A 13,178-nucleotide genomic window follows, 5' to 3' on the forward strand; every position below is an offset into this window, starting at 1 on the left:
TGCAAGTTGATCGATGGTTTTCTGCTCTTTGTCAAAGTATCGGGAAACGATAAGCGCCTTAGGCACAAGGTCGCAGGTCCAGCCTTTGTCCTTCTCCTTGCCTTTCTTGTCCTTTTCGATAATGCGGGTGGTTTCGGCCTTCCATCCGTCGGCGGCAATGAGATAAGCATCGTCCTGCATGGTTCCGGCCCAGTAGTCCATGAGGTGTTGATAAATGTCGTAGTTATTGATCAGTGGTTTGCCGGCATAGTGGGATAGCAGGTCCTCGGCAAGTGCGGCAATGACTTCCTTGGGTTTACATCCTGCTTTCAAGCCCTTGAGCGTGACAACAGTTCGCTTTCGCCAGGCGGCAAAGTGGGCGGCCATGCCGGCGATAAAGGCCTTGAACTCCGGATGATCGTAAACCGTGGACCTGATGGCTACTTTGTCCGCGGCAAGAACGAGGTAGCCGGGACGGTCGGGCTTGAAGAGCGTCATTTTCAGGTTGGGGCAGATGTCCCAATACAGTTTAAGTGCTTCGACATCGGCCACTGGAATGCCGCCCAGCAGGTGGCCTGCAATGTCCTGGATATCTTCGGATTTTTGGCTGTCTATGTAGCGCGGAAGGTTGAGATTGAACTCATTCTTCTCGATCTCGGTTAAGGGAACCATCCGCGAAAATTTGGCAAGTTCGAGCTGCCGGTTAAAGACGTCCACGATTTTGTGGATGTCCTGAGCGCGCAGCCGGTTCTTAGGGCCGTCCTTCATAAAGCCGGCGCTGGCGTCGATCATGAAGATGGCCTTGCGGGCATGAGCATTCTGCTTATCGACGATAATGATGCATGCGGGAATGCCGGTGCCGTAAAAAAGGTTAGCAGGCAGACCGATGATGCCCTTTATGTATCCCTTGCGGACCAGAGCGCGGCGGATGCGAGCCTCGGAGTTGCCCCTGAACAGGACACCGTGCGGTAGGATGCAGGCCCCCTTGCCGGTGCTCTTAAGCGAGCGGACGATGTGCAGCAAGTAGGCGTAGTCGCCCTGCCTGGCGGGCGGCGTGCCGAAGGGTTGGAAGCGCTCGTAGGGGTCGTTGAGCGGATCAAGGCCCGTACTCCAGCGCTTGTCGGAAAAAGGCGGATTGGCGACCACATAGTCGAAAGTCTTGAGCGTGTTGTCGTCTTTGAACTTGGGATCGGCCAGGGTGTTGCCCTGCACGATGAGCGCCGTAGGGTTATCATGCAGGATCATGTTCATGCGGGCCAGGCCGCTGGTAGCGGCGTCCTTCTCCTGCCCGTAGAGGGTGGAAGTGCCGGCCTCGTCGCCGACCTTCAAGAGCAGCGAACCCGATCCACAGGTAGGGTCATAGACGGTGGTAGCACTGGTGGTCTTTGCCTGTCGAATGCCGAGAATCTGCGCCATAATGCGGCTCACTTCCGCCGGGGTGTAAAACTGGCCCTTGCTCTTGCCGCTTTCAGTGGCAAAATGCCGCATCAGGTATTCGTAGGCGTCGCCCAGAATGTCATCCCCGTCGGCACGGTTTTTCGAGAAGTCAAGCGCCTTGTTTTCAAAGATTGCGATGAGATTGGTGAGCCGGTCCACCATCTCTTTACCGCTGCCGAGCTTGGTGGCGTCATTGAAATCCGGCATGTCGGACAGCTTGTTGGCGCCGGCCAGCGGGGCGATGATTTTTTTATTGATCTGGTCGCCGATATCGGGTTTGCCCTTGAGCGCAACCATATCCTTGAAGCTTGCGCCTTTTGGAATTTTGATCGGCGCGTAGGTCTGCCCGGCATACTTGTCGCTGACGTATTTGATGAACAGCATGACCAGAACGTAGTCTTTATACTGGCTTGCGTCCATGCCCCCGCGCAGTTCGTCGCAACTGGACCAGAGGGATGAGTAGAGTTCGGATTTCTTCAGGGCCATGCAATTCCTCTTACAGTTTATGAATTTGCAACTACGGTATCGTCATGGATTAACAATCGATTTGTTTTTATTCAATTTCCCCAATAATTGCAAACACAATATGGGGTTGGCGAACAATAGGTTTTTTCAAGGATATCTCGCCAATCAGCAAGTCTTAAAAAATTGGGGGGATTGATTTATATTTCAAATAATTATAGAAACTTTGTTACAATTGTATGAAGAAATCGACGCGTCATTGGAGCGATTTTGGAAAATCCAAAAAACATTGCTGAACAAATTATGAAATTGGAGCAGGAGCTGGCCGCTCTGGATTCAATACGAGAGGAATTGAAAAATAAGATTTCACAGCTCCGCAGCCTTCAAGATCCAGATTCTGGAATAGCAGATCCGATCGTCCCGTATAAAACCATTAAGTCGAAAGACGCATTGTCAGAAACCGAAAAAATTACACTTTTCAGATCGTTGTTCCGCGGCCGGGAGGATGTCTATCCCAGGCGATTTGAAAGTAAGCGTTCCGGAAAAAGCGGATACCAGCCTGTATGCCGCAATGAATGGATTCGACCCCTCTGCAAAAAACCCAAGATCAAATGCGGCGAGTGCGAAAATCGGAATTTTGAATCCCTGACCGCCGAGGTTATTCGAAACCACCTGACAGGGAAAGATCCAAATGATCGATACCAGCGCGAGTTTGTCATCGGCGTCTACCCGATGTTGACTGATGAAACCTGCTGGTTTCTGGCGGTCGATTTCGACAAAGAAACATGGTTTGAAGATGCCGGAACCTATTTAAAAACCTGTAAAAACTTCCATATTCCGGCATACCTGGAAAAGTCCAGATCCGGAAACGGCGGGCATGTCTGGATCTTTTTTTCAGAACCGGTCCCTGCCAAGCTGGCCCGCCATTTAGGTTCCTTCATGTTGACCCAGGCTATGGAAAACAGGCCTGAAATGGGCTTTGATTCATATGACCGTTTTTTTCCCAGCCAGGATACGATGCCGAAAGGTGGTTTTGGAAATCTCATTGCGCTCCCCCTTCAAAAGAAAGTCCGAGAAAAAGGAAACAGCATTTATATTGATGAAAATTCGGAAGGTTTCACCGACCAGTGGGTATTTCTATCATCCGTCCAAAAAATGAGTTTTGATTTGGTGCGGTCCGTCGTTGAAAAAGCCGCTCTCCGGGGCGGAGTGTTGGGAGTCCGTTTCGTCAGTACCGATGAAGATGAGATATCACCCTGGCTATACAGCCCATCCGGCAGAAGGCCCGATGTTACAATCAAGGGGCCATTGCCCGAAAAGATCGACCTGGTACTAAGCAACCAGGTCTACATCAGCAAGGAAGGCCTGCCGCCTGCGTTGAAAAATCGCCTGATCCGATTGGCTGCGTTCCAGAATCCGGAATTTTATAAGGCCCAGGCCATGCGGTTTCCGACGTATGATAAGCCCAGGATTGTTCACTGCTGTGAAGACTTCCCAAAACACATCGGACTGCCAAGGGGGTGTCTGGAAGATATCGAAGTATTATTGAAATCGCTGAACATTAAAACAAATATCATCGATGAACGTTTTAACGGCACCCCTATAAATGTTGAATTCAACGGGACGCTGCGCCCGGACCAACAATCATCAGCAGATGCTATGATGGTACACGACACCGGTGTCTTATCTGCATCGACTGCATTTGGAAAGACCGTCATTGCGGCTTATCTTATTTCCAAACGGGCTGTGAATACACTCATTCTTGTTCATAGAAAACAGTTGCTGGATCAATGGCAGGCTCGTCTTGAAACTTTTCTCGAAGGCAACGACAAGCAGATCGGTCAATTCGGCGGCGGCAAACGAAAACCGACAGGCATCATTGATGTGGCCATGATTCAAAGCCTTAGCAGAAAGGGCATTGTTGACGACATTGTAGCCGATTATGGGCATATTGTTGTGGATGAATGCCATCATATTTCTGCCCGGAGCTTTGAAATTGTTTCCCGTCAGTGCAAGGCCAAATTTATTACAGGCCTTTCAGCAACAGTGATCCGTAAAGACGGCCACCATCCCATTGTTTTTGACACTTCCAATTTCATGGAAAGGGACCATTGCCCAATATGCCGGGCGCTTGCACAGAATTAACGACATGAAAAAGGAGGTGCTGATTTTTGATTATGCAGATCTTGAAGTGCCGATGCTTTTAAGGATGTACGAAAGACGATTATCAGGTTATCGCTCTATTGGATATGAAATAATGGACTGATTAAGCGTGAGGCAAGCGGATTTTTCATCCTTTTGATTTCTGAGGTATCCATCCAGAAGGTTCAAATATCAGTCGGTCGAGAAACCGGTGATATGTATAGCCTATGCAACCGGTTCTATCGGCGATAGTAATCGCACGTTGCCTTCCGCTATGATTGAAGGGATTATAAGATGCTCAAGCGGCCGGATGGGCCTGCTTAATCACAGGGGAGAGATCGGTGCGGTATTCAATCCCCTGGTGCCGCAGAATATCATAGTAAATCATGATCTGCCTGACATATTCAATCGGTTCCGTGCCGCGGCAGTAACCGTATTCAGCCTTCTGGTAATATTTCCGGTAGCTGAGAAGCGGCAATGTTTTGGCCAGGGAGGCCCACTTGTCGGGATCAAGTTTCATTTGCCGGGCCAGTTTGCGCGCATCCTGGATGTGCCCCTGGCCGATGTTATAAGCGGCTAAGGCCATAAACAGCCGGTCGGACCCGACGATTTTATCAAACAGGTCATACATATTCCGTAAGTGCTGCACCCCGGCGTGAATGTTTTGCCTTGAGTTCAATATGTTTACCACCCCCAGACTTTTGGCCGTTGAGCGTGTGAGCTGCATCAGACTGTAAGCGCCGGAATGACTTCTGGCCATGGGGTCGAAGTGGGATTCTTGATACATCTGGGCTGCGATCATGCGCCAGTCAAATCCGTGTATTTGTGCTGCTTCCTTGATGGTGGGACGGTATCTGGGAAGCCGGGATTTAAGGCGCCGATGAAACGCCCGCAGGTCGACAAAGTCAAAGTCATCCACATCGGCATAATAGCGGTTGTAAATTTTTTGAAAAGCTCCATTCTTCTTTATTTCCTTAAAAAAAGAATTTATTTTTTTTTGGAGTCTGGTTGAACCCGGATGGACCGCCCAACCCAGGTGTTCCTCTGGGCTGATGGCGCCGGAAACAATGATTTTAGGGTAATATCGACGGTTGCGAAAGGCAATGTTGCTGTCGGCGATGGTGACTTCAATTTTTTCTTCTTCGACCTGCTGGATGAGCTCTTCGGTGGGAATATCATCGTGCAGTTCAACGGTCAGATCATAGCCCTCGGCGATGAGCTGCTCAAGGCGTTCCTGATATGAAGTTCCCCGCCTGACATGAATGGTTTTACCTACCAGATCCGCTATATTTTTTATGTTCTGGTTTTTACGATGAACGATGATATGTTGCTGGATGGTGAGATAACCTCTGGAAAAAGCGACCTGTTGCTGGCGCCTGGGCGTTTTCGTAAAACTGGCGGCGATAAATGCACCGGTTCCGTTCTTCAAGGATGGAATCATCCCTTCCCACTTTTCAGCAATTTTTACTTCCAGCGTAACGCCCAGAAAATCCGCAAAGGCTTTGGCAAGATCATATTCAAACCCCATGGCCTGATCCCGATAGAGATAATAGCAGTGGGAGTTGTTGCGGGTAATAACCGTGATTTCGCCTTTTGACAGAATGCTCTCAAGGGTTGCATGGTTTGAGGGTGCATCACATCCGGCTAAAAATAAAACGTAGATTAAAAAGAAAAATCGGAACGAAAGGGACGTGCGCGACGGAGGGAAGCTAATAATTTGCTGGGCTTTCGGCAAACTCAACTAGAACGCTCCCAGTTGACACGGTTTGATCTTTATCCCCAGGGCTTCACAGACGCCGCTGACCGCCATCTTGGGAACGCCAAAACGGGCGGCTATCTCCCAGGCGTTCCGGCACGGCAACCGGTCGCCAACGAGGTCATTACGGATCGCATCCGACAATTCCGGATCCATATCAGTCGCAGGTTCTACAATCTTGTTTTTGGGGGGATAGCCAAAAAGGCCCAGTTGACACTTTACCAGTTTGATATTCATCAGGTCGGCGGTTCGACCGATCCGGTCCGGCAATACATTCAGCAGCTTTGCAATTTCAAATACAACAGCGCAGGCGATGGCGTTATCTTTTAATCGCTTAAAAACCTCTTTTTGAATAAAATCTTCGGGCTTTTGATCAGTTCCGTGTTTTTCGGAAAAAGATTTCTTGGTTGAACGTGACATGCCGCTGTCTCCTTAAAAACAAGTTGAGGATGGAAAAAAGCAGATTGAGTGTATATATAAATCAATTCTATTTGAAAAACAATTCATATATCACAGTCCATTTTGCTTGAACAAGGCTAAGGGGTTTGATACACTAAATAAAATTTGGATCACCACCAAAAGAGCTGGTGATCCTATGAGGGTTCAATCCCGCCAAGGCGGGACAGGATTCAAGTGAAAAGAGAACAGGCTATAAGGCTTGGATGCTGGGAAGCCGAGAGGCTGGAAGCAGTCGTGTCAAAATCATTAGAAAACAAACCCTTGGCCCCTTTCTCCCAACCCATTGGGAGAAGAACCTAAACAATATGTTTGCAATAACGGTCTGCTATACATATTTTGGGTAGCCGTAGAGAAGCTCAACACCAGGTTCGTTTCTTACAGATCATATGTGTTAATGTTGGAATCCCCGATGATGTCTTTTCCCATCAAACGAAGAAAAACACGCCGGATATCCGTCGGTAACGTGAAGATCGGCGGGTCTGCGCCCATCTCCGTCCAGTCCATGACAAACACCTTAACCCAGGATGTCGTTGCAACGGTCTCGCAGATAAAGGGGCTGGCGGCGGCCGGGTGTGACATCGTCCGGGTAGCTGTGCCGGACATGGAAGCGGCCGAAGCAATCGCTGCGATTAAAAAAGAGATATCTATTCCGCTGATCGCCGATATTCATTTCGATTATCGCCTGGCAATTGCAGCGGCCCGGGCCGGCGCCGACGGATTAAGGCTGAACCCGGGTAATATCGGTGGTCCCAAAAAGGTAAAAGCAGTGGTTGACACAGCCCGGGCGTGTGATATCCCGATTCGCATCGGGGTGAATTCCGGGTCGGTTGAAAAAGATATCCTGAAAAAGTACAAGGAAGCCAGCGCTGCCGCCATGGTTGAAAGTGCGATGCGGCATATCGAAATGCTGAGGTCTTTTGACTTTCATAAGGTCAAGGTTTCCATAAAGGCGTCGGATGTAAACCGAACGGTGGCGGCTTACCGGCTGTTGTCCCAAAAAACAGATCTTCCGCTTCATGTGGGGGTCACTGAGGCAGGGGCGCTATATCCGGGTATCGTTAAATCATCCATCGGCATCGGCATGCTTTTGGCCGAGGGCATCGGGGATACCATTCGGGTTTCGTTAACCCGAGACCCGGTGGAAGAGGTGCGGGTGGGATTCGAGATCCTAAAAGCGCTCGGCATCCGACAGCATGGTCCTGATATTATTTCCTGCCCGACCTGCGGCCGCTGTAACATCGGCCTGTTTGAGATTGTAGAGCAGGTGGAAAAGGCGCTATTGTCTAACCCGGTACCCATCAAAATCGCCATCATGGGATGTGTGGTCAACGGACCCGGCGAGGCAAAGGAGGCTGATATCGGCATTGCCGGCGGCGACGGTGTTGGAATTCTTTTCAAAAAAGGGAAAGTTCTGAAAAAAGTGCCGCAGGAGCGCCTGGTGGATGTTTTACTGGAAGAGGTTGAAAGATATAATAAATAGGATGAAGAACAATAAATATAGATTCATCCGGGCATAACAATTGGAAAGGAATTTTATGGGAACTCCGGAAAAAACGGCCATTTCGCCAACCCGGGCGGAGGATTATACGGAATGGTACCAGCAGGTGGTCAAGGCTTCGGACATGGCCGAAAGATCGCCGGTAAGGGGCTGCATGGTGATAAAACCCTGGGGGTACGCCATATGGGAAAATATCGTGCGCTTACTGGATGGGATGTTCAAGGAAACCGGCGTCAAGAACGCCTATTTTCCGCTTTTCATACCGTTGAGCTTTCTGGAAAAGGAAGCCGAACATGTCGAAGGCTTTGCAAAAGAATGTGCGGTGGTGACCCATCACCGGCTTGAGAAGGGGGAAGGCGGTTTGAAGCCGGCAGGGCGGCTGACGGAACCGCTGGTTGTCAGGCCCACTTCCGAAACCATTATCGGCGATGCCTTTGCAAACTGGGTCAGCAGTTATCGCGACCTGCCGCTGCTGATCAACCAGTGGGCCAACGTGGTCCGCTGGGAAATGCGGACCCGGATATTTTTGCGGACCAGTGAATTTCTCTGGCAGGAAGGTCATACCGCCCATGCAAGCCAAGCGGAGGCGCTGGAGCGGACGCAGCTGATGCTTGAGGTGTATGCAAAACTGGCGGAAGAGTTTTTGGCGATACCGGTGATTAAAGGACGAAAAACACCCGCTGAAAGATTTCCCGGAGCAGTGGACACGTTGTGTATAGAAGCCATGATGCAGGACCGAAAAGCGCTCCAGGCCGGCACATCGCATTTTTTAGGTCAGAATTTTGCCAAGGCCTCCCAGATAAAATTCCAGAGCGCGGAAGAAAAAGAAGCCTATGCCTGGACAACATCGTGGGGCGCTTCTACGCGGCTGATCGGCGGGTTGATAATGACCCACGGCGATGATGACGGTATTATTCTGCCGCCCAAAACAGCCTCGGCCCATATCGTTCTGCTGCCGATAGTCCGAAAGGAATCCGATCGGGCCGCTGTCATGGAATACGTTGAAACCCTGAAAAGGGAGCTGGGGGATCAAACATATGCCGGCCGCCGGCTGGAGGTGGAACTGGATGCGCGGGATATCGGCGGCGCCAGGGGGTGGGACTGGATCAAAAAGGGCATCCCGGTTCGCGTTGAAATCGGCCCCAGGGACATTGCCGGAAATTCCGTCTATGTCGGCAGGAGAGATAAGGCGCACAAGGACAAGGTGTCATTGAAAAGGGAAGTTTTTATCGGTGAAATCTGTAACATTTTAGATGACATTCAGCACAATCTTTTTGCAAGGGCCTTGTCTTTTCGCCAAGCCAATACCGTCGACATTGACGCCCATAAAGAATTCTATGGGTTTTTTACCCCGGCAAATCCGGAAAAACCGGAAATTCACGGCGGCTTTGCAGTATCAGGCTGGTGCGGCGCCCAAGCCTGTGAAGCAAAAATAAAAGAGGACTTAAGCGTCACCATCCGCTGCATTCCATTTGACAGCGATACGGCCGGAAGCAGACCCTGTATCTGCTGCGGCCGTTCCGACGGCCGGCCGGTGGTGTATGCAAAAGCATATTAGAAGCTATCTCAAAAATGCCTTTTGGCCCAATACCTGCGTTGGGGTCTCGTTTCAAGTCCTCGACCTGAGTATGTCTGCGGGTTGAAACTCGGCCCCGTCTTGACCTTGAGCCAAAATCCTATTTTTGAGATGGCTTATAGAAGTGAAAAACCATGATTCGTATTACCGATATTATTGACAGGGTTCTATCTTACAATCCCGATGCCGATGTGGGCATGATCGATCGCGCCTATATTTATTCGGCCAGGGTTCATGAAGGCCAGGTTCGGCTTTCCGGGGAACCCTATCTGATGCACCCCCTGGAAGTGGCCGGCATTCTGTCGGAAATGAAACTGGATGTGGTCAGTATCGCCGCCGGCCTGCTGCATGACGTTATCGAGGATACGCATGTGACCCCGGAACAACTGAAAGAAATGTTCGGCTCCGAGGTATACGGGATTGTGTCCGGGGTAACAAAGCTGAGCAAGCTCTCCTTTCATTCCTCCCAGGAAAGACAGGCCGAAAGCATCCGGAAAATGATTCTGGCGATGGCCGATGATATCCGGGTCATTTTGATAAAGCTGACGGATCGGCTCCATAATATGCGGACGCTGCAGTATCACAGCAGCCATAAAAAAATAGAAATCGCCCAGGAAACAAGTGATATCTATGCCCCCATCGCCGGCCGGCTGGGAATTTACTGGATCAAGAAAGAGTTGGAAGACAGCGCCTTTATGTATCTTAAACCGGAGGAATACGAGAGAATAAAAAACCTTGTCAGCAAGGACCGGGAGGAGCGCGAACAATATGTTGAAACCGTGCGAAACTATATTATCCAAAAAATGAAGGCGGCGAACATGACTTGCGAAGTCACGGGCCGGTACAAGTATTTTTACAGTATTTACAATAAGATGGTCACCCAGAGCCTGGCCTTTGAAGACGTTTACGACATTATCGCCTTTAGAATCATTCTGGACTCGATTCCCCAGTGCTATGAAGCATTGGGCTTGATTCATTCCCTCTGGAAGCCCATCGATATTAAATTTAAAGATTATATCGCCCGTCCCAAGCAGAATATGTACCAGTCCCTCCATACGACGGTCATCGGGCCCTATGGCGAGCGGGTGGAGATTCAAATCCGGACCCATGAGATGGACCAGGTCGCCAAGTCCGGCATTGCAGCGCACTGGAGTTATAAAGAGGGCAACCGGTTCGACGAGAATGTTCAGAAAACGTTTGCCTGGATTCAGAACCTCGTTGAAAATCAGGAGAATTTTCGGGATCCTGAAGAATTTATGGAAAATGTTCGACTGGACCTTTTTCCGGACGAAGTCTATGTGTTTACCCCCCGTGGCGATGTGAAATCATTGCCGAAGGGGGCGACGCCGGTAGACTTTGCCTACCTGATTCATACGGAGGTCGGGAATCAGTGTACCGGCGCCAAGGTCAACGGCCTGATGGCACCCTTGAGATATGAGTTGAAAACAGGGGACATCATTGAGGTTATCACGTCAAAAAATCACCATCCCAGCAAGGACTGGCTGAATTTTGTCAAAACGGTCAAAGCCCGTTCAAGGGTCAGGCAATGGATCAAGACCCAGGATCAGGAACGCAGCACTACCCTGGGCCGGGAGATGTGTGAAAAGGCGTTTCGTAAACATCGGCTTAATTTTAACAACCTGCTGAAATCGGATGAAATGAAGGAGGTGATTTCGCATTTTGGCTTTAAAACCATTGATGATTTAATTGCCAGCGTCGGTTACGGTAAAATCACCCCGCTGCAGATCGTTCGAAAATTTGTGAAGGAACCTGAGGGGGATCCCGAAGGATCCATTCTTGACAAATTAATAGGTCGCGTTCGAAAGAAAAAAGAGCCGTCGGGAGTCACCGTTAAGGGTGTCGATGATATCCTTATCCGTTTCGGAAAGTGTTGCCAGCCGGTTCCGGGCGACCGGATTACCGGCTATATTACCCAGGGATACGGTGTAACGGTCCACCGAATGCAGTGTGTCAATGCGCTGAAGATGAACCCGGAAAGAAAAATCGATGTGGAATGGAGCCAGGATACGACGGTTTTATACCCGGTTAAAATACGCGTGCGATCCTACGACCGGGTTGGTTTGCTGGCGGACATGGCAGCGACGATCACCAAAAGCGGCGCCAACATCATTAAGGCAAACACAGAAACGCGCGAAAATAAAGATGTGGACAGTTTTTTTACGATAACCGTTGAAGATACGAACCACTTAGACCGGGTCTTGTCCGTTATCAAAAAGGTCAAGTTCGTTCATGATGTAAAAAGAATCGACGACTAAGGGGCCTTGACAACATGTCCGGACTTAATACAGTTGGTGCAGACGACCATTTTTTTTACTTTGCCTTCATAAAGTGTCCGCACCTGTTGAAGGTTCGGGTTAAAGCGTCGTTTGGTAACATTATGGGCGTGACTCACGTGGCTCCCGACCATTGGTTTTTTTCCGCATATTTCACACATTTTAGACATTATTTCAATTCTCCCTAAATGATAAAGTCTGTTGCGGGTCCCATCGCCATCACGAGACCGGTTTTCCCGCATAAAGCGTGATGGCAATCCGCCCTGAAAACTTTTCTCTAAATTATAAAAAAGCTCTTTTACATCAGAATACAAGGCATGTAAACAACTTTTTTAATATCGCGGCTTTTACGGTTTTTCTGCTGTTGCTATTTGGATAATCACGGACCCGGGTGATGCAATGCTTACTATGGGTTATTGTTCGGGCTGTTTTTTAGAAGCCGCTTCCGCCCGGGCAAGATATTGCAGGGCCTTGTAATGCAACCCCACATCGGGGTATTTATTGAGAACCGCTTCAAATCTTTTCTGGGCGGCTTTGTAATGCTTGCCTTTAAAATAATAAAGCCCCACATAAAATTCATGGCCGGCGAGGGTTTTGATACATTTTTTAGTGTGTTCCCTGGCCCTGGCGGCATAGGCATCCTCCGGGAACTGCTTGATCAGCCGGTTAAACGTATCAAGCGCCTTCTGGCTCGATGTCTGGTCGCGATCGATGGTGTCAATTTGGACGAAATAGCAGAGACCGATTTGATAGATAACATAGGGGATAGCTTCATTGCGCGGATGAAGGTTTTCAAATTCTTCATAGGCAAAGACAGCTTCTTCGTATTCTTTTAAGTTAAAATGAGCGTCCGCAATTTTTAGTTCAGCCAGAATCGCATATTTGCTGAAAGGATACCAGTCCTTAATTTTTTGGAAGGATTCGATTGCCTTGTCATACTTGCCTTTCTTAAAATCTTCCATGCCGTCACTGGCGAGTTCCTGGGCGGGCTTCTCTTCCTTGGTTTGAAACCAGGAGCAGCCGGACAGGAAAAACAACACGACGAGGCAGCCGATAAAGGTACGTTTCATTTTGATATAAAGCTGTTACAGAATTTTATTGATGGTTTCTTCAAGCTTTGATTTGGCAACCATGCCGGTAATTTGATCCACTACGTTTCCTTCTTTAAAGAAGATCAGCGTCGGAATGGCTTTAATTCCGTATTTCCCAGGTGTGGCCGGATTGTCATCCACATTGCATTTGGTGAATTTGATTTTACTGCCAAACGTGCCGGCCAGTTCTTCGATAACAGGTCCAATTGCCTTGCAAGGTCCGCACCAGGGCGCCCAGAAGTCTACCAGCACCGGTTTGTCAGATTTAAGCACCTCGCCATCGAAACTGCTGTCATCAATTTCCATAATCCCATCGGCCATAATTATAATCCTTTCTAAAATAATATTAAACCTACCGCAGCAATATAATATTGAGCACGTACATTGTCAACCCAATCGGTTGGCCGCCAGGAATTCTCGGTGAGGGATTCAGCGGGATTTGATAACGGAAACGAAAGAACAAAAGGGTCGGGTAGACGGACAC

At 49.2% G+C, this 13,178-nt stretch carries 10 protein-coding genes; 4 read left to right on the forward strand and 6 right to left on the reverse strand.

Translation table 11 applies throughout. The features are described from left to right. Positions 1–1,902: type I restriction-modification system subunit M (locus P1P89_19345; protein ID MDF1593669.1), on the reverse strand; the 1,902-nt coding region annotated here is incomplete at its 3' end. Positions 1,903–2,148: 246 nt separating this feature from the next. On the opposite strand from P1P89_19345, the gene P1P89_19350 reads away from it, so the two are divergent. Further along, entirely contained in the window at positions 2,149–4,023 is a 1,875-nt protein-coding gene (locus P1P89_19350) for a DEAD/DEAH box helicase family protein (GenBank protein MDF1593670.1), read from the forward strand. 295 nt (positions 4,024–4,318) lie between these two features. Here P1P89_19350 and mltF read toward each other — a convergent pair whose 3' ends face one another. Both mltF and P1P89_19360 read right to left on the reverse strand, forming a co-directional pair. Next, the gene (gene mltF, locus P1P89_19355) at positions 4,319–5,761 is read right to left on the reverse strand and encodes a membrane-bound lytic murein transglycosylase MltF (GenBank protein MDF1593671.1); all 1,443 of its coding nucleotides are present in this window, start codon (positions 5,759–5,761) and stop codon (positions 4,319–4,321) included. Continuing rightward, a complete protein-coding gene (locus tag P1P89_19360) occupies positions 5,762–6,196 on the reverse strand; it encodes a hypothetical protein (GenBank protein MDF1593672.1) in 435 nt (144 codons plus the stop codon). Between the two features lie 451 nt (positions 6,197–6,647). On the opposite strand from P1P89_19360, the gene ispG reads away from it, so the two are divergent. From ispG to P1P89_19375, 3 genes are all read left to right on the forward strand, one after another. Further along, positions 6,648–7,715 carry a flavodoxin-dependent (E)-4-hydroxy-3-methylbut-2-enyl-diphosphate synthase gene (gene ispG / locus P1P89_19365; GenBank protein ID MDF1593673.1) on the forward strand — a complete coding sequence of 356 codons (1,068 nt, stop codon included), beginning with the start codon at positions 6,648–6,650 and terminating at the stop codon, positions 7,713–7,715. 55 nt (positions 7,716–7,770) lie between these two features. Further along, positions 7,771–9,291, forward strand: a complete 1,521-nt coding sequence (gene proS / locus P1P89_19370; GenBank protein MDF1593674.1) for a proline--tRNA ligase — start codon at positions 7,771–7,773, stop codon at positions 9,289–9,291. Positions 9,292–9,443: 152 nt separating this feature from the next. After that, complete coding sequence (locus tag P1P89_19375) at positions 9,444–11,585, forward strand: bifunctional (p)ppGpp synthetase/guanosine-3',5'-bis(diphosphate) 3'-pyrophosphohydrolase (GenBank protein MDF1593675.1); 2,142 nt, start codon at positions 9,444–9,446, stop codon at positions 11,583–11,585. On the opposite strand, the gene rpmB is transcribed toward P1P89_19375, so the two are convergent. The 3 genes from rpmB to trxA all read right to left on the reverse strand — a co-directional run bounded on the left by rpmB (position 11,582) and on the right by trxA (position 13,015). After that, complete coding sequence (rpmB, locus tag P1P89_19380; GenBank protein MDF1593676.1) at positions 11,582–11,773, reverse strand: 50S ribosomal protein L28; 192 nt, start codon at positions 11,771–11,773, stop codon at positions 11,582–11,584. The two genes, P1P89_19375 and rpmB, sit on opposite strands and share 4 nt — an antisense overlap. A 243-nt stretch (positions 11,774–12,016) precedes the next feature. Next, positions 12,017–12,673, reverse strand: a complete 657-nt coding sequence (locus P1P89_19385) for an outer membrane protein assembly factor BamD (GenBank protein MDF1593677.1) — start codon at positions 12,671–12,673, stop codon at positions 12,017–12,019. 15 nt (positions 12,674–12,688) lie between these two features. Continuing rightward, complete coding sequence (gene trxA, locus P1P89_19390; GenBank protein MDF1593678.1) at positions 12,689–13,015, reverse strand: thioredoxin; 327 nt, start codon at positions 13,013–13,015, stop codon at positions 12,689–12,691. Positions 13,016–13,178 lie beyond the last annotated feature (163 nt).

The sequence above is a fragment of the Desulfobacterales bacterium genome (assembly GCA_029211065.1).
Lineage (GTDB): Bacteria > Desulfobacterota > Desulfobacteria > Desulfobacterales > JARGFK01 > JARGFK01.